The sequence below is a fragment of the Arthrobacter cheniae genome (genome assembly GCF_003602275.1).
Classification (GTDB): Bacteria; Actinomycetota; Actinomycetes; order Actinomycetales; family Micrococcaceae; genus Arthrobacter_D; species Arthrobacter_D cheniae.
On the sequence record NZ_QZVT01000002.1, the window covers coordinates 107825 to 131869 of the forward strand.

The window sequence follows — 24045 nt, forward strand, 5'->3', positions numbered from 1 at the left end:
GGAAGGCGCCCGGCACAGCGAAGCCCGGTCCATCGTGGACGAACCGGGCGCCGCTCAGGGTGCGCAGGCTGCTAGTGCACGTCCTCATCGACCCAGTCGAAGGTCTTCGTGACGGCCTTCTTCCACAGCCGGAGCTGACGCTCCCGCTCACTGTCGTCCATGGACGGGATCCAGCGCTTGTCCTCGGCCCAGTTCGTGGACAGCTCGTCCGTGTCCTTCCAGAAGCCGACGGCGAGGCCCGCAGCGTAGGCGGCCCCCAGCGCGGTGGTCTCCGTGACCTTCGGACGAATGACCGGAATGCCGAGGATGTCGGCCTGGAACTGCATCAGGGCGTCGTTGGCAACCATGCCGCCGTCGACCCTGAGATCCTCCATGTCGACACCGGAATCGGCGTTCGCAGCGTCCAGCACCTCGCGGGTCTGGAATGCTGTCGCTTCCAGCGCTGCACGGGCGATGTGACCCTTGTTCACGAACCGCGTCAGGCCGACGATCGCGCCGCGGGCGTCTGCACGCCAGTACGGTGCGAAGAGGCCGGAGAACGCCGGGACGATGTAGACGCCACCGTTGTCGTCCACGGTTGTCGCAAGCTGCTCCACCTCGGGAGCACTCTTGATCAGGCCGAGGTTGTCCCGCAGCCACTGGATGAGTGAACCGGTGACGGCGATAGACCCTTCGAGCGCGTAGATCGGCTTCGCGTCGCCCAGCTTGTAGCAGACCGTCGTGAGCAGGCCGTTCTTGGAGTGGACGATCTCCTCACCCGTGTTGACGATCATGAAGTTGCCGGTGCCGTAGGTGTTCTTCGCGCCGCCCTTGTCGAAGGCTGCCTGACCGAACGTCGCCGCCTGCTGGTCGCCGAGAATACCGGCGACCGGGGTCTCGCGCAGGAGCTGCGACGTGTGAACCGTGCCGTAGACCTCCGAGGACGACCTGATCTCAGGCATCATCGACACCGGGACACCGAAATCGGCGAGGATCCCCTCGTCCCAGGCCAGGGTCTCGAGATCCATGAAGAGCGTCCGGGACGCATTGGTGACGTCGGTGATGTGCACGCCGCCGTCGACACCGCCCGTCAGGTTCCAGGTGACCCAGGAATCGGTGTTGCCGAAGAGTAGGTCACCGGACTCGGCCTTCGCCCGCGCACCATCGACGTTGTCGAGGATCCACTTGATCTTGGTACCGGAGAAGTAGGTCGCCAACGGCAGTCCCACCTTCGCCTTGTAACGCTCCACCCCGCCGTCCTTCGCGAGGTCGTCGACAATGTCCTGCGTGCGGGTGTCCTGCCACACGATCGCGTTGTAGACGGCCTTGCCGGTGGTCCTGTCCCAGACGACGGCGGTCTCCCGCTGGTTCGTGATGCCGACGGCTGCGATGTCGTGGCGGGTGAGGTTGGCCTTCGAGAGAGCCGTTCCGATGACCTCGCGGGTGTTGTCCCAGATCTCCGCGGGGTCGTGCTCGACCCAGCCGGCCTTCGGGAAGATCTGCTCGTGTTCCTTCTGGCCGGAGGAGACGATATCCCCCTTGTGGTCGAACACGATAGCCCTGCTGGACGTGGTGCCCTGGTCGATGGCGATGACGTACTGCTGCGACATGTCTAACTCCTTCATTGGATGACACGGTTAAGGGCGGCCCGCGGGCCGCCGGGCTCGGTGAGGACTAGGCAGCTATCGGGAAGGAGATGAACTGGATGACGATGCCTGCAAGCGCACCACCGACGATCGGACCGACGACCGGCACCCATGCGTAGGACCAATCGCTGCCGCCCTTACCCCTGATGGGCAGGAGGGCATGCGCGATGCGGGGGCCGAGGTCACGGTTCGGGTTGATGGCGTAGCCGGTGGGTCCACCGAGCGAGGCACCGATGCCGACGACGAGGAGTGCTACGGCGAGGGGACCGATTTCTGTCGGCGTCCCGGCGAAGGAGAGGATGACGAACACGAGCACGAAGGTGCCGATGATTTCGGTTACGAGGTTCCAGCCGTACGAGCGGATGGCCGGGCCGGTGGAGAAGACGCCGAGCTTGTTGGCGGGGTCCGGCTCGTCATCGAAGTGCTGCTTGTAGGAGAGCCAGCAGAGGACGGCGCCGAGGATGGAGCCGAGCATCTGCGCCGCGAGGTACGCCAGCGTGGTGGCGAAGGTCTTGTCGACACCGGGCGCGTATTCAGCCGCGTCGCCGTTGACCAGCAGGCCGACCGTGACGGCGAAGTTCAGGTGGGCTCCGGAGAGGGCTGCGACGTAGACGCCGGCGAAGACCGCCAGGCCCCAGCCGAAGTTGACCATGAGGAAGCCGCCGTTATTGCCCTTGGTCTTGGCGAGCGCAACGTTCGCGACTACACCGGTACCGAGCAACAACAACAGCATCGTGCCGAATGTTTCAGCAACAAATACTTCGAGAGACATCTTTGACTCCTCTAACTATTCATTTATCGACGGGCGCCGCCGCCTCGACGGCACCCGTTTTTCCCCCCGGCAACCACTGCCGTTGGATATGCACCGCTGCGAGTACCAGCGGTCCGACCCAATGGCGGCGGTTGCCGCTACTGGACCAAGCTCTTCGTGCTCCTGACGTGCACCCTGTGCGCCTCGGCGAGCACCTTCTCGGCGAGCTCGATCTCCGCCGCGGACTTCGCGGCGTCCCACCCCAGCAGGGGAGCCAGGGTCTCAGCAAGCTCTGCGAGCAGCTTCTCGGAAACGAGTCCGCGGAAGGCAAGCGATGTACGGCGAATCAGGACGTCGGTCAGGTGGCCGACCTGTTCGTGCTCCACCATATAGGCACACTCCCGCGTACTGACCTCCTTCGTGGAAATAAAAATCCTGTCGGGGCCTTCGGTGAGGTATTGGATGACGTCCTTCGCACGGGTGCCATAGCGGGTCAGGAGGACCCTGACGCGTGCCTCGTCGAAGCCCGGACGGACAGTCTTCCTGATCCATTCCTGCTCGGCTGCGTCATCCGTCGGGAAGTCCTTGCCGCCGCCGATCGCCACTCCGGCCGTGGAGGTCTTGCGCGTCGCGCCGAGGGCTGCGAGGGTGTCGTCGGCGAGGTGTTCGGAGAGAGCGCGGAACGTGGTCCACTTGCCTCCGACGAGACTCAGGGTCGTGACGGAGCGTCCACCCAGCTGTTCCTCACGCTTCTCGATGCGGTAGTCGCGGGACACGAAGCCCGGCTGCGTATCGTCATGGCGCGGCAGTGGTCGGACTCCCGAGAAGCTGTAGACGATGTGGTCCTGGGAGACCTTGATATCCGGGAACACGTGCCCGATCAGTTCGAAGAAGTAGTCGATCTCCTCGTCCGTGCAGACGGCCTGCTCGTTGATGTCCACATCGATGTCCGTGGTGCCGACGAGGACGCGATCGCCCATGGGGTAGATCAGGACGATACGGCCGTCGACGTGCTCGAAGAAGATCTCCGTGCCGTTGCAGGCCTTGAGCAGTTCCGGGTGGTCCAGCACGATGTGCGAGCCCTTGGTCCCGCCCATGAAGAGGGTCTCGGTGCCGAGCACCGCGTTGGTGCCGTCCGTCCAGGCGCCGGTGGCGTTCACGACGACGTCGGCCTGGAAGCCGAAGGTCTCGCCCGTGAGCTCGTCGCGCAGCAGGACGCCGTCCTCGGTGCGGCCGATGGCACTGACGTAGTTCGCTGCTCGCGCTGCCGGGTTGGCCAGCTGGCCGTCACGCAGGACGTCCAAGGTCAGTCGCTCCGGGTTGTGGACGCTCGCGTCGAAGTAGGTTGCGGCGTACTTGATGTCCTTACGAAGCTCCGGCATGGCGGCGAGCGCCTTCTTACGGCCCACGAAGGAGTGGCGGGGCACGTTTCCGCCGTCGCGCGAGAAGAAGTCGTACATCGTGAGGCCGGCCTTGATCAGCACGGCGCCGCGCTCCACCTGCTTGCCCTGCTTGTGGGTCAGGAACCGCATCGGCGCTGAGAGGATGCCGGAGAACGTGGTGTAGATCGGGATGGTGGTCTGGAGCGGCTTGACATAGTGGGGAGCGATTTTCATCAGTGCGTTACGTTCTATGACGGACTCACGCACGAGGCGGAACTCACCGTTCTCCAGGTAGCGGATACCGCCGTGGATCATGTGTGAGGAGGCGCCCGAGGCTCCCTGGCAGTAGTCACCCCGCTCGACGAGCGCGACGTCGATGCCCTGCAGTGCGAGGTCGCGGAACGTACCGACCCCGTTGATGCCGCCACCGATGATGAGCACGGACGCCCGGGGGTTGTCCCTGAGCTTCTGCACCATGGCGCGTGTCGAAGTTGTCATGCCTTCACCGTGGGTCAGGTCGGCTGAATCGCTCAAGGTCCTACTCCGTAACTTCAATGTCGGGAATGGTTACTGCACACCCAATTGTTCGAGCACTGGGAATAGCAGTCAACCTGATTGCACAAACGTGCAGACGGGTCCAGACTGGCGAGATGACGACGACGAACGACCTCCCCGGAGCCGACCTCGCAGGGGATGCGCCCCTCCCGGGCAACCGTTCGCGGGATGCGCTGAGGGCCGCGCAGATGTACTACCTGCAGGACCTGACCATGAACGCGATCGCCCGAGAGCTCCGCACCTCCCGCTCCACGGTGTCCCGCCTGCTCTCCATGGCCCGCGCAACCGGACTCGTCCAGATCCAGGTCAACAATCCGTCGGATCGTGCCCCCGCGCTCGAGCAGCAGATTCGCCGCCGCTTCGGCGTCGAGGCCCATGTGGTCCCCGTCGCGGACTCCATCAGCGACTCCGAGGTCCTGGACCGCGTCGCGATCCAGGCCGCCCGCACGATCGGGCCGCTGATGGACTCGAACGCGATCATCGGCGTCGCCTGGGGGTCCACCCTCAGTGCGGTGAGCCACCACCTGACGAGGAAGCAGACCCACGACAGCACGATCGTGCAGCTCAACGGCGCAGGCAACACGCAGACCACGGGCATCACGTACGCGAGCGAGATCCTGCGGCGCTTCGGCCAGGCATACGGCGCGCGCGTGGAGCAGTTTCCCGTGCCGGCGTTCTTCGATCACGCAGCAACCAAGACCGCCATGTGGGAGGAGCGAAGCGTGCGCCGCATCCTCGATCTGCAACAACGAATGACCATGGCGATCTTCGGGGTCGGATCCATCGGCTCGGGCATTCCGAGCCATGTCTACAGCGGTGGTTACCTCGACCGGGAGGACCTCGAGACGCTCGAGACGGATGAGGTGGTGGGCGACGTCGCCACCATGTTCTTCCGGGCGGACGGGAGCCATCGCGACATCCTCCTCAATGCGCGCAGCACGGGTCCGGACCTCGACCAGTTGCGCACGGTCAGCAGGCGCATCTGCGTGGTGTCCGGCGAGTCGAAGATCAACGGCCTGCGGGGCGCCCTCGCCGCAGGACTCGCCACCGACCTCATCCTGGACGAGGGATCGGCCCGTCGCCTCGTCCACGCCTAGGCACCCCTCCGTCCGACTCGGCGCCGCTCAGGTAAGGCGGTGGTCCGGCGCGGGCTCGACGTCGTGGACCGCCCGTCGTGGCACCTCGGTCACGCGGTGCAAGCGCCCTCGTCGGTAGAGTTCCCCCATGACCTCCTCCGTGCCACGCGCAGTCCTCGCCGATGGAACGTCGATAGACCGGATCGGCTACGGCGTCTACAAAGTGCCTCCGGAGGACACGGCGATCCTCTGCTCGACGGCACTCGACACCGGGTACCGCCTCCTCGACACGGCTGCGCTCTACGGCAACGAATCGGGAGTCGGCGCTGCAGCGCAGACGTACCTCGAGACCGGAGCCCGGGAAGACCTGTTCATCACCTCGAAGGTCTGGAACGACGACCACGGCTTCGACGCCACCCTCCGGGCGTTCGATGTGAGCATGCACCTTCTGGGCCTCGACCAGCTCGACCTCTACCTCATCCACTGGCCCTGCCCGTCGAAGGACCTGTACCTGGACACCTGGCGTGCCCTCGAACGGCTCCGATCCGAGGGACGGGTGCGGTCCATCGGGGTCTCCAACTTCCAGCAGGCGCACCTCGAGCGGCTGCTGGCAGAGACGGACATCGTCCCGGTCCTGAACCAGGTGGAACTCCACCCCTACCTGCAGCAGAGGGAGCTGCGCTCGTTCCACGAGGAGCACGGCATTACCACGCAGGCGTGGAGCCCCCTCGGGCGGGGGAACGTGCTCGACGACCCTGATATAGCGCGGGTAGCGACCGGACTCGACCGTACGGCGGCTCAGGTGATCCTGCGGTGGCACCTGCAGCACGGCATCCTGACCATCCCGAAGGCCAGTTCGCGCGAGCGCATCAGCTCGAATCTGGACATCTTCGGCTTCGAGCTCGACGACGCGCAGATGGCCGTGCTCGATGGATTGGACCGCGACCAGCGCTTCGGTTCGCACCCCGACAGGGTGGGCTGATGCGCGACGCCGTCGTCCGCTCCATGCTGTGGGAGGGGACCCTGCAACTGGTCTGGGACTTTCCCGCGGTCGACGGTCCCGGCCGGGCCGACCGCACGACGATCGTCATGGTGCACGGGTTCAGGGGCGACCACCACGGACTGTTGCGCCTCGTGGAGGAGCTTCCCGCCCACCGGGTCCTCCTGCCGGACCTGCCCGGTTTCGGCCAAGGGCAGGAACTGCCGGGGAGCCACGACGTCGGCACGTACGCACGCTTCGTCCGGGACACCGCTCGCGGCTTCGCTCCCGGCCCGCTCGTGGTGCTCGGACACTCGTTCGGCTCGATCGTCGCGGCCGAGGCAGCCGCGCTCGACCCTGACCTCGCCGGCGCGCTCGTCCTGGTCAACCCCATTAGCGCTCCGGCACTCGAGGGGCCCAGCCGCGTGGCGTCCCGCATCGCCGAGACCTACTACGTGGCCGCGGACCGCCTGCCCGAGGCCGCCGGGCGGGCCCTGCTCTCGAATCCGGTGATCGTACGCGGCATGAGCATGTTCATGGCCAAGACGAAGGACCGTACCCTGCGCCGCTGGATCCACGGGCAGCACGACGCCTACTTCAGCTCGTTCGCCAGCCGGCGCGTGGTGCTCGAGGCCTTCCGTGCCTCCATCTCGGGCACCGTCAGGGACCGGGCCCGGGACCTGGTCATGCCCGTCCTGCTGATCGCCGCGGAACAGGACGATATCGGGTCGGTCGCCAGTCAGCGTGAACTGGCTGCGCTCATCCCGCATGCGACCCTCGAGGTCATCCCCGACGTCGGGCACCTGGTCCACTACGAGAAGCCGCGCGAGGCGGCGCTGCTCATCGAGGACTTCCTGGAGAGCGTGCCCGCATGAGGATCCTCTTCGACGCCCGCTTCACCCGGACCGACCACCACGACGGCATCAGCCGGTACGGCGCCCGCCTCATCGCCGCCCTCGCCGCGACGGACGACGTCGTGATGCTCATCAGCGACCCGCGGCAACTGGCGCTCCTGCCGGACGTCCCCCACGTCCGGATCAACAGCCCGCTCTCCCCCGCCGAGGTGCTGGTGGCCCGGCGCATCAATGCCCTGGAGCCCGACGTCGTGGTGTGCCCCATGCAGACCATGGGCTCCTGGGGTCGCAGGTATCCCCTCGTCCTCACCCTGCACGACCTGATCTATTACCAGAACCCGGCACCGCCGTCGTTCCTCCCGCTGCCCGTACGCCTGCTGTGGCGGCTCTACCACCTCGCCTACTGGCCGCAGCGCCTCCTGCTCGACCGCGCCGATGTGGTAGCGACGATCTCGCACACCACGGCCGGCCTCATCCGGGAGCACAAGCTCACGCGGCGACCCGTGGTGCTCGTCGGCAATGCGCCCCAGCCGACGGAGCGGCGCCGTGATCCGGAGGCTCCGCGGTCATCTTCGTTGCTCTACATGGGCTCCTTCATGCCCTATAAGAACGTCGAGACCGTGGTCCGCGCGATGGGACTCCTGCCCGGTTCGATGCTTCACCTGCTGAGCCGCATCACGGCGGAACGCCGGCGTGAGCTCGAGGCCCTCGCGCCTGATGCGGAGCGCGTGGTCTTCCACGGCGGCGTGACGGATGCCGAGTACGAGGACCTGCTGCATGACTCGACCGCACTCGTCACCCTGTCGAAAGCCGAGGGATACGGACTGCCCATCATCGAGGCGATGGCCACCGGCACACCCGTCATAGCCAGCGACATCCCGATCTTCCGCGAGGTCGGCGGTTCCGCAGCGCTGTACGTCGACCCGGACGACCCGGCGGCCGTGGCCGCAGCCGTGCGGACCCTGGAGGAGCCCGACCGGTGGGCGGAAGCGTCCCGTGCCGGACTCGAGCGGGCGTCGGCCTACTCGTGGGCCGCATCCGCGGACCAGCTCCGGCTGGCGTGCGAACGTGCAGTCGCCGAATATGCACGACGGCGGGCCTGACATGGCCGACCTCCAGTGCCCGGCCACGGCGATCCTGCTCGACGCCGCCGCCGCTCCGCCCCCGTGGCTGACACGCCTGAACGTCGCCGGACGGTTCGAGGCACGCGGTTCCGATGCCATCGTGGCCCTCGTGGAGGAGACGGCCGACCTGTACCGCGGGGAGGCCTTCGTGGTCGCCGCGCCTCCGGCCGACCTGGACCAGGCGCTGCGGACGCGCGGTATCGGAGGCACCACGCCGATCGTCGTCGAGATCGATTCGAACGGGTGGCGGACCGTGTCCCCTCCCTGAGGAGCAGATCCGTTACCGTGCCTCACACGCGTCGCCTCCGATGAGGACGCGGGCGCACAGGCGGGCGCTGAGGCAGGCTGGGGAGACGCGGCACGGGATCGGAGCCCGCCGGGTCACGCCATCGGTCAGAGCACGTCGAGCGCGTCGAGGCGGATGTGCACCGGGTCCCCGGTCCTTCTGGCCGAGAGCGCCGCACGGCGGGCGCGCAGCTGGCGGGTGATTCCGGCGGCGGTCCGGTAGGGGAAGAACAGCAGGACGCGATGGCTGCCCTGTCCGGCCAGCGCGTCGGTGGACGGCATCGCCTTCCCGATCCCGCGCGGAGGAAGCGCGGCACGGACGGCAAGCATCGCCTCCCTGCGGACATCCGGCGGTACGGGTGCAGGACCGACGACACGCGCTGCACCCTCGAGGTCCAGCCCCTCCAGGAAGTGCACCAGGGCCTCACGGGTCCCTGTCAGCACGGCGTACCGCACGGCGGGTGGAAGGCCCAGTTCCTGACGTTCCACCAGCTCGCGGGACGCGGCACCGGCGGGATCCCACCGCACCAGGTGCCCCACCGCGACGTCATCGTCGCCCGTGATGACGACCGTGCCGCCGGAGGTCGACGGCCGGGCGAGTATCGCCGCCGAGAACCATCTCCGCAGGGCGTCCTCGCCGGCCCGCAGTGTCTCCCTGCTGAGCATGGCGTTGCCGTCGAGCAGGATGACAGCCGCATATCCTTCTGCTGCCACGGGTTCGGCTCCTGACGTGGCGACGACGACGGCGGGAACATCGAGGACTGTGTCGACGATGTGTTCGCCCGCCGATGAGATGACGGGTACTCCGGGGAAAGCCCTGCCGAGCTCCTCGGCCGTCCTCGTGGCGCCCGCCACGGTGGCCCGGACACGCGTTCCCCCGCACGCGGAACAGGCCCAGTGGTTGTCCGGCCGGCCGCACCACCGGCACGCGAGCGGCGCATTGCGTCCCGTCTGCGCCAGTGGTCCGGCACAGACGGAGCACCGGGCGGGGTGGCGGCACCGATCGCATGCAACGGCCGGGGAGAAGCCGGTCCGAGCGACCTGCAGCAGCACGGGACCCTTCTTGAGTCCCGCCTGTGCTGCGGCCCAGGCGGCATGCGGGATCCGGGCCTGGGCGGCGTGTGGATCACGTTCCATCTGGAAGGCGTCGGCTGCGTGGACCACACGGGGGGATGCGCGCCGCACTTCGGTGCGATCGGCCTGGATGGCTCGGGCCCAGCCCGTATCGACGAGGCGTTGCGCTTCCGTGGACCGCGCGAAGGACGACAGCAGGATGCCCGCTCCCTCGTGTTCCGCCCGCAGCAGCACGACGTCCCGGATGTGCTGATAGGGGGCGCGCTGCTCGACGTGCTGGTCATCGCCGTCATCCCACAGACAGACGAGTCCGAGGTTCCGAACGGGGGCGTAGGCGGCGGACCGGGTGCCGACAGCAACCGTGGCCGTGCCCTGCAGGACCCGCAGGAAGTTCCTGTACCTCGGCGTGGCACCGTCCTCACCGGTCAGGCGGGCGACGGCGGGCGCGCCGAGGCGCGCCACGAGGACGGCCTCCACGCGCGCGAGGTCACGCTGGTCGGGAACGACGACGACGGCTCCCCGGCCGGAAGCGACGGTCGCCGCCACGGCGTCGGCCAACTCCTCGGTCCAGGCCCGGCTTCCGTAGCCCCCGAGGCTCGTGAGCACCGCGCGGGGAGACTCCCCTGCCGCGAGGTGCTGGAGATAGGCGGGCCCGTTGACATAGCGCTGGAAGGTGCCCTTGGCCGGGGGGCCGGGAACCTCCCGGGGCCGGGCGGGCTCGGGCTCGGACGGGGTGGGGTGCGGAACCGGCTCAGGAACGGCCGTCGCCGGCAGCACGAACTCGGCTTCGACGCGTGCCATCCGCGGCGGCACGGCGGACCGGAGCACATCGCTCACCGTTCCGACCGAACGGGCGGCGACCGACGTCGCCAGGGCGAGGATCTCCGGTGTGAGCACCCGCAGCGGGGAGACCACCTTTCCGAGCGGCAGCAGGGTGGCCGTCGTGCTGGCCTCCGCGACCCGTTCGGCCAGGAAACCTGCCTGTTCCCGACCGGCGAAGCGGACCTTGACCCGGACGCCGGGTTGCGCCTCCGCGTCCATGGCAGCGGGCACCGAGTAGTCGAAGAACCGGTCCAGGTGAGGAAGCTGCGCGTCGAGGACCACGCGGGCGATCGGCAGGATCCGGGCCCGCTCGGGATCAGTCTGCGGCAGCTTGGCAGCGCCGAATCCATGCAGCAGCGACAGTTGTCCGTCGGTGCCGTCAGGTTGCCGGGAGCTCTGTCGGGTCGGGTGGGGCGTGTTCTCCGTCATGATGCCGCGGCGGCCACCGAGCCGCTCCCTATCCCTTCCGCGTCAGGCGTTGAAGTAGCTCCGGAGCTTGTCCACCCGGTCGGTGCGTTCCCAGGTGAAGTCCTCCTCCTCGCGGCCGAAGTGGCCGTGCGCTGCCGTGCGCTGGTAGATGGGCCGCTTCAGGTCGAGTGCGTTGATGATCCCGAGGGGTCGGAGGTCGAAGAGCTCCCTGATGGCATCCCCGATCGCCAGAGGATCGACGGTCTCGGTACCGAAGGTCTCGACATAGATGCCCACGGGCTGCGCCATGCCGATCGCGTAGGCGATCTGGATCTCGGCGCGCCGCGCGAGACCGGCAGCAACGACGTTCTTGGCCACCCAGCGCATGGCGTAGGCGGCCGAGCGGTCGACCTTCGACGGATCCTTGCCGCTGAAGGCACCACCGCCGTGGCGGGCCATGCCGCCGTACGTGTCGACGATGATCTTGCGTCCCGTGAGTCCGGCGTCCCCCACTGGCCCGCCGATGACGAAGGCACCACCGGGATTGAGGATATGGCGGACCGATGACGTGTCGAGCTCGGATTCCGCGAGGACCGGGATGATGACGTGCTCCGCGAGGTCCGCGCGCAGCTCCTCGAGGGATACCTCGGCCGAGTGCTGGGACGAGATCACGACCGAGTCGATGGAGACCGGGCGGTCGCCGTCGTACCCGATGGTGACCTGCGTCTTGCCGTCCGGACGCAGATACGGGAGCGTTCCGTCCTTGCGCACGCTGGTCAGGCGCTCGGAGAGGCGGTGGGAGAGCCAGATGGGAGTCGGCATCAGGACAGCCGTCTCGTCGCTCGCATAGCCGAACATGATGCCCTGGTCCCCGGCGCCCTGCGCATCGTACGGGTCGACGCCGGTACCCTCACGGGTCTCGAGCGAGGTGAAGACTCCCGAGGCGATCTCCGCGCTCTGCTGCCCGATGGACACCGACACACCGCACCGTGCGCCGTCGAACCCGTTCGCCGAGGAATCGTAGCCGATACCGAGGATCGTCTTCCGCACGATCTCGGGGATCTCGACATACGCCTCCGTGGTGACCTCACCCGCGACGTGCACCAGGCCCGTGGTGACGAGCGTTTCGACCGCGACGCGGGAGTCCGGATCCTGCTCGAGGAGACCGTCGAGGATCGCGTCACTGATCTGGTCGCAGATCTTATCGGGATGACCCTCCGTGACCGATTCCGAGGTGAAAAGGCGCAGGGAGGAACCGGTGCTGGGTGAATTCACGTGCCCACTCTACTTGGTCGGAGGGACAGTCCTGCCCGGACGCTACGCGATGCGACGGCGCTGTCCGGCGTTCCGGCGGCGGGCGGTCGGGAGGAAGCCGTCCGAGCGGTTTCAGCGGGACAGGATCCGTGCCGCATGGTCGATGACGGCGTCCGCGACGACCCGCTTGCTTCCGCGAACCGGCCCCGATGCGCTGCCGTCCGCGTCGAGGATGGTGACCTCGTTGGAGTCCTTGCCGAAGACCAGGTCCGAGCCGACGACGTTGAGCACGAGGAAGTCGCAGCCCTTCCGCGCGAGTTTCGCGCGTGCGTGCGTGAGCGGGTCCGCGGACGCGTCGCCCGTCTCGGCAGCGAAACCGGCGATGACCAGCGGTTCGGCCAGGGACGCCCTGGCGATCACCGCGTCGCGGAGGACGTCGGGGTTCCGGACGAGGCTGATGACCGGATCGGCGCCGTCGTCGCTCTTCTTGATCTTGGTCGTCGCGACCTCGGCGGGGCGGAAATCCGCCACGGCTGCGGCCATCACGAGCACGTCGGTGGTGGCCAGCGCCCCGAGGACGGCATCCCGCAGCTCGAGTGCGGACTCGACCCGGACGACGTCGCAGCCACGGGGTGCTGCCACCTCGGCGTGCGCGAGGATGAGCGTCACCTGGGCACCCTGCGCCAGCGCTGCCTCCGCGAGGGCCATGCCCTGCTTGCCCGAGGACCTGTTGCCGAGGAACCGCACGGGGTCCAGCGCTTCTCGGGTTCCGCCGGCGGAGATCGTGACGCGCCTCCCCGCGAGCGACCCGGTTCCCCCTGCCCGGGCGGCAGCAGCCATGACCGCGTCGAAGATCTCGGCTGGTTCAGGAAGCCTGCCCGGACCCGAATCCGTGCCGGTGAGACGCCCCGACGCCGGTTCGATCACGGTCACGCCTCTGGATCGGAGGGTCTGGACGTTCGCCCGCGTCGCGGCGTGCTGCCACATCTCGGTGTGCATCGCCGGTGCCATCACGACGGGTCCGCGGGCCATGAGGAGGGTGCCGGTGAGGAGGTCGTCGGCGAGGCCGGCAGCCGCCCTCGCCATGACGTCGGCGGTGGCGGGGGCGACGACGATGAGGTCGGCCTCATGACCGAGCCGGACGTGGTTGACCTTGTCGACGTCGTCCCAGACGCTGTTGCTGACCGGATGTCCGGACAGCGCCTCCCACGTCGCCGTGCCGACGAACCGTGTGGCGGCGTCCGTCGGGATGACGGTGACGTCGTGCCCGGACTCCGTGAAAAGACGAAGGAGGGATGCTGCCTTATAGGCAGCGATCCCTCCTCCGACACCAAGTACTATGCGCACCGGTTGTCCGTTACCTGCCCTGCGGTTCCGGTTATTCGGACTGTTCCATGGGCGAGGACACGAGCATGCCCTCGTTGATCTCGCGGAGTGCGATGGACAGGGGCTTCTCGTTGAGCTTCGTGTCGACGAGGGGGCCGACGTACTCGAACAGGCCCTCGTGCAGCTGCGAGTAGTACGCGTTGATCTGGCGGGCGCGCTTGGCACCGTAGATCACGAGGGCGTACTTCGAGTCCGAGGCCTCCAGCAGAGAATCGATCGACGGGTTGATGATGCCTTCGGGCTGAGTTGACACAAATTCTCCAAATATTTTAGGCGGAAGGGCTGATGCGGCGCTTCTCAGCGCTGCAGCGGAAGCAGTCCCATCAGTGACACGAGCTCGTCTGCCGCATGCTCCACGGTGTCATTGACGACGGTGTGGTCGAATTCCGGCTCGGCGGCAAGTTCCAGTTTAGCCGTTTCCAGCCGCTGCTGCTGTTCCTCGGGTGTTTCGGTGCCGCGGCCGACGAGGCGGCGCACCATCTCCTCCCAGCTGGGCGGAGCCAGGAACACGAAATTCGCGTCCGGCATAGTGTCCTTGACCTGCCGCGCACCCTGCAGGTCGATCTCGAGGAGCACCCGGCGGCCCTCGTCCATGGCGGCCTGCACCGTGCGTCGCAGCGTGCCGTAGCGGTTGCGTCCGTGCACCACGGCCCACTCGAGCAGCTGCCCGTCGCTGATGAGCTGGTCGAACTCCTCGGGCGAGAGGAAGAAGTAGTGCACGCCGTCCACCTCGCCCGGACGCGGGGGACGGGTGGTCGCCGAGACGGAGAGCCATACCTCCGGGTAGTTGTCCCTGATGTAGGTGGAGACCGTTCCCTTGCCGACCGCCGTCGGGCCGGCCAGGACTGTCAACCGGGGCTGTGACACTGACTCTTCCTTACTTGCTGGCCGGGCCAGAGTGATGTTGTGCGAGGTAGGAGACGAGGGACGTGCGCTGATGGATGCCGAGGCCTCGTACACGCCGGGTCGCCGCAATCCCGACCTCGGCCATAATGGCCGCCGCCCGCACGTCGCCGACGCCCGGAAGGGCCTTGAGGAGGTCCAGTACTTTCAGGCGGCCCACGGCGTCGTCGCCGTCGGGATTGTCGATCACGTCCTCCACAGAGAGCTTACCGGTCTTCAGCCGGGACTTGATGTCCGCCCGAACCGCCCTCGCCGCCGTCGCCTTCTCGCGCGCCTGGGTTCGTTCGTCATCCGTCAATGGCTTCAGGCTCACTGGTGCTCCCTGCGCTGGACGGCACCACGTATGGCGGCGACCGCTCGTCGTATGGATGGGCAAAGGATGGTGCGGACGGAGGAATCGGGGTTGGGCTGGAACCGAACCTACCGGGCGCGTGCCCCGGAAATCAATGTACCCGCGGCATCATGCGAGCTCGTCGCGCGTCCGCTCCGCCGCTGCGCGGAGATCGGCGGGATGAGGGCCTGCCGCGAGGATGGCCCGGCTCGACGTCGGCAGGACGAACGGCAGGGCGTTCCCGAAGGCGGCACGCAGCTCGACGGTCCCGGCGCCCTGCGCTCCGACCCCCGGGGCGAGGATGGGACCGTTCAGCGAGCCCAGGTCCAGTCCGAGGTGCCGGGCGGCATCGCCGATGGTCGCCCCGACCACGAGGCCGACGTGACCCGGTCCGGCGCCGGCGTTCTCGGCGGCAGCGGCGAGCGCTATCGAGCGCGCCACCGACTCGTCCCCGCCCACGTGCTGCACCGAACGGCCTTCGGGGTTCGAGGTCAGGGCGAGGACGAAGACACCCCGGCCCGTCGCTGCGGCAAGGTCGATGGCCGGCCGGAGGGACTCGAAACCGAGGTAGGGATTGAGGGTGACGGCGTCGGCCGCCAGTGGCCGCCCCTCCCCCAGCCATGCTTCGGCGTACGCCAGCATGGTGGATCCGATGTCCCCGCGCTTCGCGTCGGCGATCGTCAGGACGCTGGCGTCCGCGGCCCGCGCGAGCAACGTCTCGAGGACGGCCAGGCCACGGGAGCCGTGCCGCTCGTAGAGGGCGACCTGCGGCTTGAGTGCCACAGCCACGGCCCCGACGGCCTCCAGCACCGTCAGCGAGAAACGCTCCAGGCCCTCGGGTGAGTCATCGAGCCCCCAGCCGGCGAGCAGGCCCGGATGTGGATCGATCCCGACGCAGAGGCTGCCCCGGGCAGCCCGGGCCGCCGCGAGGCGCTCTCCGAAAGGAGCACGCAGCGCAGCGGCCGGCGCCTCAGGAGGCATCGCGTGCCTCGGTGGAGGCGCGCAGGTTCGCGGCGTGTTCCTGGAGGCTCGTCACCGACCACTCGTAGGACCGCATCGCCTCGATCGCCTGCACTGCCGCACCGACCTCGGGGATGGTGGTGATGACCGGCAGCCCGTAGGACGTCGCGGCAGCGCGGATCTCGTAGCCGTCGCCGCGGGCCTGGCCGCCGGAGGGCGTGTTGATGATCATGTCGATCCCGCCCTCGGTGATGAGGTCGACGACGGTCCCCCGGCCCTCGCCCGCACCCTCGGCGACCTTGCGGACCGTCGTGGCCTGGATGCCGTTGCGGCGCAGCACGTCCGCCGTGCCGCCGGTCGAGACGATCTCGAACCCGAGGTCCACCAGGCGCTTGACCGGCATGATGATGGCGCGCTTGTCGCGGTTGGCCACGGAGACGAAGACCTTGCCCTCGATGGGCAGTGCGGCGTTCGCTGCGGCCTGGCTCTTGGCGAAGGCCGTGTCGAAGTACTTGTCGATGCCCATGACCTCGCCGGTGGATCGCATCTCCGGACCCAGCAGCGAGTCCACGACGGTGCCCTCCGGGGTACGGAAGCGGCTGAAGGGCAGCACGGCCTCCTTGACGGAGACCGGTGCGTCCAGCGGAAGTGAGCCGCCGTCACCCTTGGCGGGCAACAGGCCGCGCTCGCCGCGGAGCTCCGCGATGGTCACACCCGTGCCGATCAGCGCCGCACCCTTGGCGAGCTGCACGCCCGTGGCCTTCGAGACGAAGGGCACGGTGCGCGAAGCCCGCGGGTTGGCCTCCAGGACGTACAGGACGTCGGATGCGAGGGCGAACTGGATGTTGATGAGACCGCGGACGCCCACGCCCTCGGCGATGGCGAGCGTGGCTTCGCGGACCCGCTGCAGGACGTCGGCCCCGAGCGTGATGGGCGGGAGCACGCACGCGGAGTCACCGGAGTGGATGCCGGCTTCCTCGATGTGCTCCATGATGCCGCCGAGGTACATCTCCGTGCCGTCGTACAGCGCGTCCACGTCGATCTCGATGGCGTCCTCGAGGAAGCGGTCGATCAGGACGGGGTGCGCCTCGGTGATCTCCGTGGCATTGGCGATGTAGCGGGAGAGGTTCGCCTCGTCGTAGACGATCTCCATGCCGCGGCCGCCCAGCACGTAGGAGGGTCGCACCAGCACGGGGTAGCCGATATCGTCGGCAATCCTCTTCGCATCCTCGAAGGACACAGCGGTGCCGTTCTTCGGGGCGATCAGCCCGCCGGCGTCGAGCACCCGGCTGAAGGCACCACGGTGCTCGGCGAGGTCGATGGCCTCCGGGGAGGTGCCGAGGATCGGGATGCCCGCGTCGGCCAGTTCCTGCGCGAGCTTCAACGGTGTCTGGCCGCCGAGCTGCACGAAGACGCCGAGGACGCCGCCGGTGCGCTGCTCGGCCGCGATGACCTCCAGGACGTCCTCGAGGGTCAGCGGCTCGAAGTAGAGCCGGGTCGAGATGTCGTAGTCCGTGGAGACCGTCTCCGGGTTGCAGTTGATCATCACGGTCTCGTAGCCGGCCTCGCGGAGCGCCATCGTGGCGTGGACGCAGGAGTAGTCGAACTCGATGCCCTGGCCGATCCGGTTGGGGCCGGATCCCAGGATGATGATCGACGGCTTCTCGTGCTGGGCCACCTCGTCCTCCTCGTCGTAGGACGAGTAGTGGTACGGGGTGTAGGCGGCGAACTCCGCGGCGCAGGTGTCCACGGTCTTGAAGACCGGCCTGATGCCGAGGGCATGGCGGACACCGCGGACGACGGCGTCGGGGGTATGGGTGAGGGCACCGATCTGCTCGTCGGAGAAACCGTGGCGCTTGGCGAGCCGCAGCACCTCCTCCGTCAGGTTCGGGGCCGACCGCACCTCCTCGGCGACCTCGTTGAGCAGGACCAGCTGGTCGAGGAACCACGGGTCTATGCCCGTGGCCTCGTAGAGGCGCTCCACGCTGGCTCCACCGAGCAGCGCACGCTGCACCTGGGAGAGCCGCTCGGTGGTGGGACGCTTCGACGCCTCGACGAGCGCGTCGACCTCCCCGGGAGCGACGGGGGCGTAGGAGAGCTGCGAGCCCTTCTGCTCGAGCGAGCGGAGTGCTTTCTGCAGCGCCTCGGTGAAGTTGCGACCCATCGCCATGGCCTCGCCGACGGACTTCATGGTCGTCGTGAGTGTGGGATCCGCGGCCGGGAACTTCTCGAACGCGAACCGTGGCACCTTCACCACCACGTAGTCGAGGGTCGGCTCGAAGGATGCCGGGGTCTTCAGCGTGATGTCGTTCGGGATCTCGTCCAGCGTGTAGCCGAGGGAGAGCTTCGTCGCGATCTTCGCGATGGCGAAGCCGGTGGCCTTCGACGCGAGGGCGGAGGAGCGCGAGACACGCGGATTCATCTCGATGACGACGACACGGCCTGTGCCGGGTTCGATGGCGAACTGGATGTTGCACCCGCCGGTGTCCACGCCGACCTCGCGGATCACGGCGATCGAGATGTCCCGCAGCCGCTGGTATTCACGGTCGGTGAGCGTCAGGGCGGGAGCCACGGTGATGGAATCGCCGGTGTGGACGCCCACGGGGTCGAAGTTCTCGATGGAGCAGACGACCACGACGTTGTCGTTCTTGTCGCGCATCATCTCGAGCTCGTACTCCTTCCACCCGAGGATGCTCTCCTCGAGGAGCACCTCGCTCGTGGGGCTGTACTGCAGGCCCTGTCCGACGATCCGGCGCAGGTCCTTCTCGGTGTATGCGAGACCGGAGCCGAGGCCGCCCATGGTGAAGGAGGGGCGGACCACCATCGGGTAGCCGAGGTCCTCGGCGGCGACGAGGGCCTCGTCGAGGGAGTGAATGATGGCGGACCGGGCGGACTCGGCGCCACAGCGCGCGACGACCCCCTTGAACTTCTCGCGGTCCTCACCGAGTTCGATGGCGGCGATGTTCGCGCCGATGAGCTCGACGCCGAACTTCTCCAGGATCCCGTTCTTGTCGAGGGCGATGGCCGTGTTGAGCGCCGTCTGGCCACCCAGCGTCGGCAGCAGCGCGTCGGGGCGCTCCTTCTCGATGATCTTCGCGACGATGTCGGGGGTGATCGGCTCCACGTAGGTCGCGTCGGCGAACTCCGGGTCCGTCATGATGGTCGCCGGGTTCGAGTTGACGAGGATGACCCGCAGGCCCTCCTCGCGCAGCACGCGCAGCGCCTGGGTGCCCGAATAGTCGAATTCGGCGGCCTGTCCGATGACGATCGGACCGGAGCCGATGACCAGGACGCTCTTGAGGTCGGTTCTGCGGGGCATCAGTTCTCTTCCTGCGTTGTGCTGCTGAGTTGTGTGGGGCTGCGCCGGGGCTGCGTGCCCGTGACCTGGGATCCGTGCGTGCCCAGTTCGGCAGCTGCCGCGTCGGCGAGGGCAGCGGACTCGGAGGGGGCGTCGAGGGCCGAGGCCAGCACCGCATTCCCTGAACCCGGATCCGCCTTCTCGGCCCGCATGAGGTCGATGAAGCGGTCGAAGAGGTAGGCCGAGTCGTGCGGGCCGGCAGCCGCCTCCGGGTGGTACTGGACGGAGAACGCAGGGAGGTCCAGGCACGCGAGGCCCTCGACGACGTCGTCGTTCAGGCTCACGTGGCTCACCTCGACGCGTCCGTAGGAGCCCGCGGGCGCCTCGACCGGGCCGTCGAGCGGAGCATCGACCGCGAATCCGTGGTTCTGCGAGGTGATCTCGACCTTTCCCGTCCGGCGGTCGAGCACCGGCTGGTTGATGCCGCGGTGGCCGTAGCGGAGCTTGTACGTGCCGAATCCGAGCGCCCGTCCGAGGATCTGGTTACCGAAGCAGATGCCGAAGAAAGGCATGCGCGCATCGAGGACCCGACGGAGGAGCTCCACCTGCGCGTCGGCGGTGGCGGGGTCACCCGGTCCGTTGGACATGAAGACGCCGTCCGGCTGCGTGGCGACGACATCCTCGAAGGTGGCGTTCGCCGGCAGGACGACGGTGCGCACCCCGCGCTGGGCGAAATGCTTGGGAGTCATCGCCTTGATGCCGAGGTCCAGGGCCGCGATGGTCGCCACGGTCCCACCCGTCCAGCCGTGGTCTGCGGGCTCGACGACGTACGCCTCGTCGATGCTGACCTCCTCGGCCAGCCGGGAGCCCGTCATGGACGGCTGCGCGACGACCCTCTCGACCAGCTGACCCTCGGTCAGGGCGGCGTCGGGCCCGGAGAAGATGCCGGCCCGCATGGCCCCGCGCTCGCGGAGGTGCCGGGTGATCGCCCGGGTGTCGACACCCTCGATGCCGACGACGCCCTGCTCGCGCAACTGGTCGTCCAGGCTCTGCTCGGACCGCCAGTTCGACGGTCGGCGCGCAGCGTCGCGGATGATGTAGCCGGCGACCCAGATACGGCGCGATTCGGCGTCGTCCGCGTTCACGCCGGTGTTGCCGATGTGCGGCGCGGTCTGCACGACGAGCTGGCGGGCGTAGGACGGATCGGTGATCGTTTCCTGGTAACCGGTCATGCCGGTGGCGAAGACCGCTTCTCCGAGCGCGGTGCCCTCGGCGCCGTATGCGCGGCCGCGGAAGGTCCGCCCGTCCTCGAGGACGAGCACCGCGGGTGCCTTCGCGTGGGGTGGCTTCGATGGAGCGTGGCTCACAGCTGTTCCCTGCCTTCGGGGGTCGGTGGAGTTCGGTGGTCTGACGTAGTTCTGGTGCGGGTCCGGGAGTCCGGAATGGTCGGGGGGTTCGCCGGGAGGAGCCCTGCGACGGCGGCGACGAGCTGGGCCTTGTGCGCGGCGTGCCGGGTGCGGAAGCCGGTGTCCACGCGATCCGTCCGCTCGGGACCGAGTCTCCAGGTCACCACCACGAGGCCATTCTTCTCGACGAACTTGCCGGTCATGCCACCGGCCAGCTGCACCGAGACGAGGTCCTCCCGCGGGATGAAGACCGTACGGGCGCCGGTGCGGCTGACGAGGACGCCGTCGGGGTGGACGGCGGCGACGGCGTTGCCGCGGAGGCCGAGACCGTGGACCGCGATGCGGTCGAGCCAGTCCCCCGCCGTCGTCGTCGCGACGTACTGGCCCTCGGCTTCGTAGAGGACGGGCCCGAGGTCGGCGGGCACCTCCGGCGGTGCAGGGACGTCGCCCTGGCGTCGGAGGCGGTTCCGCCACCCGAGCGCCATCAGTGCCACGATCACGACGATGATGGCGACGGTCAGGGCCACCCAGCCTAGATATTCCATGCGGGAGCCTCCCCGGTCATCGAGGCGGCGGGTGCCTGTCGCGGTGTCGCGAGGCGGCCCTCCAGGACTGTCGGGTGCCCGGCGTAGAACGTCGCACGGACGCTGCCGGGCAGTTCGAGCCCGCGGAACGGGCTGTTGCGGCCCTTCGTGGCCATGGTGGAGGGGTCCACGGTCCAGCGCGCGGCAGGATCCACCAGGATCAGGTTGGCCGGTTCCCCCGCGGCGAGGGGACGGCCCTGGTGCTCGAGCCGGCCGATGCGCGCCGGAGCCACCGACGTGACCCGGGCGAAGCCCTCCCAGTCGAGCAGGCCGGTCTCCACCATGGCGTGCTGCACCACGGACAGGGCGGTCTCGAGACCCGTCATGCCCATCGCGGCCTGCGCCCACTCGCACTCCTTGTGCTCGCTTGGGTGCGGCGCGTGGTCGGTCCCGACGACGTCGATGGTGCCGTCCGCGAGGGCTGCGCGCAGGGCATGCACGTCATCGGAGGTCCGCAGGGGCGGGTTGACCTTGTAGACGGGGTCGTAGCTGCGGACCAGCTCGTCGGTCAGCAGCAGGTGGTGCGGGGTGACCTCGGCGGTGACGTCGATGCCGCGGGCCTTGGCCCAGCGGATGATCTCGACCGACCCGGCGGTGGAGACGTGGCAGACGTGCAGCCGGGACCCGACGTGCTGAGCGAGAAGGACATCGCGGGCGATGATGCTTTCCTCCGCGACGGCCGGCCAACCGGTCAGGCCGAGGACGGCCGAGACCTCGCCCTCGTTCATCTGGGCCCCCTCGGTCAGGCGGGGCTCCTGCGCATGCTGGGCGATCACGCCGTCGAACGCCTTCACGTACTCGAGCGCGCGACGCATCAGGACGGGGTCGTGGACGCAGATGCCGTCGTCGGAGAAGACGCGGACCGAGGCACGCGATTCGGCCATGGCGCCGAGTTCGGCGAGGCGTTGCCCGCCGAGACCGACGGTGACGGCGCCGACCGGGCGGACCTCGACCCAGCCCGAGGCGAGGCCGAGCCGGTACACCTGCTCGACGACGCCGGCGGTGTCCGCGACGGGCGAGCTGTTGGCCATGGCGTGGATGGCCGTGAAGCCGCCCAGGGCTGCGGCGCGCGAACCGGTCTCGACGGTCTCGGCGTCCTCCCGGCCCGGCTCGCGGAGGTGGGTGTGGAGGTCCACCATCCCGGGAAGCGCCACGAGGCCTTCGGCGTCGATGGTCACGGCGCCCCGCGATGCCGCGTCCGCTGCTTCCGGGCCGACGACGGCGATGAGGCCGTCGCGGATGAGGAGGTCGGCAGCGTCGCCGCCGAGGATCGATGCGCCGAGGATCAGATACTCCGTGGCGGAGGGGGTCGCGGTGGAGCCGGCGGTGGTGTCAGTGGTCACGGGGTGCGGCCTTCCGGGGTCGTCGCGAGCTGGTCGGGCTGGTCGGCCTGGTTTTCGGGCTGGTCGTCCTGCGGGTCGTCCTGCGAGTCACCCGAGAGCAGGAGGTACAGCGCGGCCATGCGCACCGATACGCCGTTGCGGACCTGGGCGAGGACCGTCGAGCGCGGCGAATCGGCGGCGGCGGACGAGATCTCCAGGCCCCGGTTCATCGGACCGGGATGCATGATGACCGTGTCATCGAGGCCCATGGTGTCCAGCAGGGCGAGCCGTCCGTCGTCGAACCCCCAGCGCCGCGAGTACTCCCGCGTGGAGGGGAAGAACGCGGCGTTCATGCGCTCGGCTTGCAGGCGGAGCATCATCACGGCGTCGGGCCGCTGGGCGAGGGCGTCGTCGAGGTTGTAGTACACCGTGCAGGGCCAGGCCCCGACGCCGACCGGCAGCAGGGTGGGCGGTCCCGCAAGGAGGACCTCCGCGCCGAGGGTCGTCAGGAGCCACACGTTGGAGCGGGCAACGCGCGAGTGCAGTACGTCCCCCACGATCAGGACCTTCATGCCCGCCAGGGTCGTACCCGCGGATGGCGTGCCGTCGAGCTTCGCCCAGTGGCGGCGGAGCGTGAAGGCGTCGAGCAGCGCCTGGGTCGGGTGCTCGTGCGTGCCATCGCCCGCATTGACCACTGCGGCGTCGATCCACCCCGAAGCGGCGAGCCTGGCCGGAGCGCCGGACGCGGGGTGGCGGATGACGACGGCGTCCGCGCTCATCGCCTCGAGGGTCTGCGCGGTGTCCTTGAGCGATTCGCCCTTCGAGACGGAGGATCCCTTGGCCGCGAAGTTGATGACATCCGCGGACAGGCGCTTCGCGGCGGCCTCGAAGGAGATGCGCGTGCGGGTCGAGTCCTCGAAGAAGAGGTTCACGACGGTGCGCCCGCGCAGCGCGGGCAGCTTCTTGATCTCCCGCTGCCCCACGGCCGCCATCTCCTCGGCGACGTTCAGCAGGCGCAGGGCGTTCCGGGCCGAGAGATCCTGCGTGCTGAGCAGATGCTTCACAGGCGGTCCTCGATGACGACCTCGTTGACCGCGGAGCCGCCGATCAGGTCGATCTCCGCCAGGTGGACGCGCACCCGTTCCCGGGACGACGTCGGGAGGTTCTTCCCGACGTGGTCGGCGCGGATGGGCAGCTCGCGGTGTCCCCTGTCCACGAGGACAGCGAGGCGGACGATGCGCGGACGCCCGAGGTCGGCGAGGGCGTCAAGGGCTGCGCGGATGGTGCGACCCGAGTAGAGGACGTCGTCGACGAGCACCACGACCTTGTCGTCGATACCCGACGGCGGCAGCTGGGTCGCGAGGGGCGACCGGGTGGGATTGCGGCGGAGGTCGTCGCGGTACATGGTGACGTCCAGCTGGCCGGTGATGAGATCGGGGTCCACGGCTGGATCGACGGCTGAGATCTTTTGCGCGAGGCGCTGGGCGAGGGGGAAGCCCCTGCGCGGGATGCCGAGGAGGACGAGGTCCCGGGAGCCCCGGTTCGCCTCGAGGATCTCGTGGGCGATACGCGTGAGTGCGCGGTCTATATCTGCTTCTGCGAGAACAACGCGCTTGTGGATGCCGGATTTCGAGGCAGGCACGGTCATAACACGCTTCCTCCTTCC

The 24045-nt window shown here is 68.5% G+C and carries 21 protein-coding genes; 5 read left to right on the forward strand and 16 right to left on the reverse strand.

All coding sequences use genetic code 11. The features are described from left to right. Positions 1-71: 71 nt before the first annotated feature. The 3 genes from glpK to D6T63_RS03750 form a co-directional block, all read right to left on the reverse strand. Positions 72-1589, reverse strand: a complete 1518-nt coding sequence (gene glpK / locus D6T63_RS03740; protein ID WP_120147705.1) for a glycerol kinase GlpK — start codon at positions 1587-1589, stop codon at positions 72-74. Between the two features lie 64 nt (positions 1590-1653). Then, positions 1654-2397 carry an MIP/aquaporin family protein gene (locus D6T63_RS03745; RefSeq protein WP_120147706.1) on the reverse strand — a complete coding sequence of 248 codons (744 nt, stop codon included), beginning with the start codon at positions 2395-2397 and terminating at the stop codon, positions 1654-1656. 137 nt (positions 2398-2534) lie between these two features. Beyond that, a complete protein-coding gene (locus tag D6T63_RS03750) occupies positions 2535-4256 on the reverse strand; it encodes a glycerol-3-phosphate dehydrogenase/oxidase (RefSeq protein ID WP_120148033.1) in 1722 nt (573 codons plus the stop codon). A gap of 245 nt (positions 4257-4501) precedes the next feature. On the opposite strand from D6T63_RS03750, the gene D6T63_RS03755 reads away from it, so the two are divergent. From D6T63_RS03755 to D6T63_RS03775, 5 genes are all read left to right on the forward strand, one after another. Next, positions 4502-5410: a sugar-binding transcriptional regulator gene (locus D6T63_RS03755; protein ID WP_182976884.1), complete on the forward strand. Its 909-nt coding sequence runs from the start codon at positions 4502-4504 to the stop codon at positions 5408-5410. Positions 5411-5537: 127 nt separating this feature from the next. Continuing rightward, positions 5538-6371, forward strand: coding sequence for an aldo/keto reductase (locus D6T63_RS03760; RefSeq protein WP_120147708.1), 834 nt, complete (start codon positions 5538-5540; stop codon positions 6369-6371). Further along, positions 6371-7243, forward strand: coding sequence for an alpha/beta fold hydrolase (locus D6T63_RS03765; RefSeq protein WP_120147709.1), 873 nt, complete (start codon positions 6371-6373; stop codon positions 7241-7243). Before D6T63_RS03760 ends, D6T63_RS03765 begins: the two co-directional genes overlap by 1 nt. Beyond that, positions 7240-8325: a glycosyltransferase family 4 protein gene (locus D6T63_RS03770; RefSeq protein WP_120147710.1), complete on the forward strand. Its 1086-nt coding sequence runs from the start codon at positions 7240-7242 to the stop codon at positions 8323-8325. Before D6T63_RS03765 ends, D6T63_RS03770 begins: the two co-directional genes overlap by 4 nt. Before the next feature lies 1 nt (position 8326). Beyond that, positions 8327-8614 carry a hypothetical protein gene (locus tag D6T63_RS03775; RefSeq protein WP_120147711.1) on the forward strand — a complete coding sequence of 96 codons (288 nt, stop codon included), beginning with the start codon at positions 8327-8329 and terminating at the stop codon, positions 8612-8614. Positions 8615-8739: 125 nt separating this feature from the next. Here D6T63_RS03775 and D6T63_RS03780 read toward each other — a convergent pair whose 3' ends face one another. From D6T63_RS03780 to pyrR, 13 genes are all read right to left on the reverse strand, one after another. After that, positions 8740-10956, reverse strand: a complete 2217-nt coding sequence (locus tag D6T63_RS03780) for a primosomal protein N' (protein ID WP_182976865.1) — start codon at positions 10954-10956, stop codon at positions 8740-8742. A gap of 42 nt (positions 10957-10998) precedes the next feature. Beyond that, on the reverse strand, positions 10999-12210 hold the full coding sequence (gene metK, locus D6T63_RS03785) for a methionine adenosyltransferase (RefSeq protein ID WP_120147712.1): 1212 nt from the start codon (positions 12208-12210) through the stop codon (positions 10999-11001). 111 nt (positions 12211-12321) lie between these two features. Continuing rightward, positions 12322-13536 (reverse strand): bifunctional phosphopantothenoylcysteine decarboxylase/phosphopantothenate--cysteine ligase CoaBC, encoded by a 1215-nt coding sequence (gene coaBC, locus D6T63_RS03790; protein ID WP_120147713.1) that lies wholly within the window; start codon positions 13534-13536, stop codon positions 12322-12324. A gap of 31 nt (positions 13537-13567) precedes the next feature. Beyond that, positions 13568-13828 (reverse strand): DNA-directed RNA polymerase subunit omega, encoded by a 261-nt coding sequence (gene rpoZ / locus D6T63_RS03795; protein WP_120147714.1) that lies wholly within the window; start codon positions 13826-13828, stop codon positions 13568-13570. A gap of 44 nt (positions 13829-13872) precedes the next feature. Further along, complete coding sequence (gene gmk / locus D6T63_RS03800; protein ID WP_120147715.1) at positions 13873-14442, reverse strand: guanylate kinase; 570 nt, start codon at positions 14440-14442, stop codon at positions 13873-13875. 10 nt (positions 14443-14452) lie between these two features. Next, on the reverse strand, positions 14453-14791 hold the full coding sequence (gene mihF, locus D6T63_RS03805; RefSeq protein WP_120147716.1) for an integration host factor, actinobacterial type: 339 nt from the start codon (positions 14789-14791) through the stop codon (positions 14453-14455). A gap of 147 nt (positions 14792-14938) precedes the next feature. Next, positions 14939-15790 carry an orotidine-5'-phosphate decarboxylase gene (pyrF, locus tag D6T63_RS03810; protein ID WP_120147717.1) on the reverse strand — a complete coding sequence of 284 codons (852 nt, stop codon included), beginning with the start codon at positions 15788-15790 and terminating at the stop codon, positions 14939-14941. Then, positions 15780-19088: a carbamoyl-phosphate synthase large subunit gene (carB, locus tag D6T63_RS03815; RefSeq protein ID WP_120147718.1), complete on the reverse strand. Its 3309-nt coding sequence runs from the start codon at positions 19086-19088 to the stop codon at positions 15780-15782. The genes pyrF and carB overlap by 11 nt, the downstream gene beginning before the upstream one ends. After that, on the reverse strand, positions 19088-20434 hold the full coding sequence (gene carA / locus D6T63_RS03820; RefSeq protein WP_120147719.1) for a glutamine-hydrolyzing carbamoyl-phosphate synthase small subunit: 1347 nt from the start codon (positions 20432-20434) through the stop codon (positions 19088-19090). Before carA ends, carB begins: the two co-directional genes overlap by 1 nt. Beyond that, positions 20431-21018, reverse strand: a complete 588-nt coding sequence (locus D6T63_RS03825) for a PH-like domain-containing protein (RefSeq protein WP_235830541.1) — start codon at positions 21016-21018, stop codon at positions 20431-20433. Before D6T63_RS03825 ends, carA begins: the two co-directional genes overlap by 4 nt. Next, positions 21006-22400, reverse strand: coding sequence for a dihydroorotase (locus tag D6T63_RS03830; RefSeq protein WP_120147720.1), 1395 nt, complete (start codon positions 22398-22400; stop codon positions 21006-21008). Before D6T63_RS03830 ends, D6T63_RS03825 begins: the two co-directional genes overlap by 13 nt. After that, positions 22397-23443: an aspartate carbamoyltransferase catalytic subunit gene (locus D6T63_RS03835; protein ID WP_120147721.1), complete on the reverse strand. Its 1047-nt coding sequence runs from the start codon at positions 23441-23443 to the stop codon at positions 22397-22399. Before D6T63_RS03835 ends, D6T63_RS03830 begins: the two co-directional genes overlap by 4 nt. Then, positions 23440-24027, reverse strand: coding sequence for a bifunctional pyr operon transcriptional regulator/uracil phosphoribosyltransferase PyrR (pyrR, locus tag D6T63_RS03840; protein ID WP_120147722.1), 588 nt, complete (start codon positions 24025-24027; stop codon positions 23440-23442). The genes D6T63_RS03835 and pyrR overlap by 4 nt, the downstream gene beginning before the upstream one ends. Positions 24028-24045 lie beyond the last annotated feature (18 nt).

Bases quoted from the DNA above. Each gene is read 5' to 3' on its own strand.
- glpK (WP_120147705.1), bottom strand. From the start codon at position 1,589: ATGTCGCAGCAGTACGTCATCGCCATCGACCAGGGCACCACGTCCAGC.
- D6T63_RS03745 (WP_120147706.1), bottom strand. From the start codon at position 2,397: ATGTCTCTCGAAGTATTTGTTGCTGAAACATTCGGCACGATGCTGTTG.
- D6T63_RS03750 (WP_120148033.1), bottom strand. From the start codon at position 4,256: ATGACAACTTCGACACGCGCCATGGTGCAGAAGCTCAGGGACAACCCC.
- D6T63_RS03755 (WP_182976884.1), top strand. From the start codon at position 4,502: ATGTACTACCTGCAGGACCTGACCATGAACGCGATCGCCCGAGAGCTC.
- D6T63_RS03760 (WP_120147708.1), top strand. From the start codon at position 5,538: ATGACCTCCTCCGTGCCACGCGCAGTCCTCGCCGATGGAACGTCGATA.
- D6T63_RS03765 (WP_120147709.1), top strand. From the start codon at position 6,371: ATGCGCGACGCCGTCGTCCGCTCCATGCTGTGGGAGGGGACCCTGCAA.
- D6T63_RS03770 (WP_120147710.1), top strand. From the start codon at position 7,240: ATGAGGATCCTCTTCGACGCCCGCTTCACCCGGACCGACCACCACGAC.
- D6T63_RS03775 (WP_120147711.1), top strand. From the start codon at position 8,327: ATGGCCGACCTCCAGTGCCCGGCCACGGCGATCCTGCTCGACGCCGCC.
- D6T63_RS03780 (WP_182976865.1), bottom strand. From the start codon at position 10,956: ATGACGGAGAACACGCCCCACCCGACCCGACAGAGCTCCCGGCAACCT.
- pyrF (WP_120147717.1), bottom strand. From the start codon at position 15,790: ATGCCTCCTGAGGCGCCGGCCGCTGCGCTGCGTGCTCCTTTCGGAGAG.
- carB (WP_120147718.1), bottom strand. From the start codon at position 19,088: ATGCCCCGCAGAACCGACCTCAAGAGCGTCCTGGTCATCGGCTCCGGT.
- D6T63_RS03825 (WP_235830541.1), bottom strand. From the start codon at position 21,018: ATGGAATATCTAGGCTGGGTGGCCCTGACCGTCGCCATCATCGTCGTG.
- pyrR (WP_120147722.1), bottom strand. From the start codon at position 24,027: ATGACCGTGCCTGCCTCGAAATCCGGCATCCACAAGCGCGTTGTTCTC.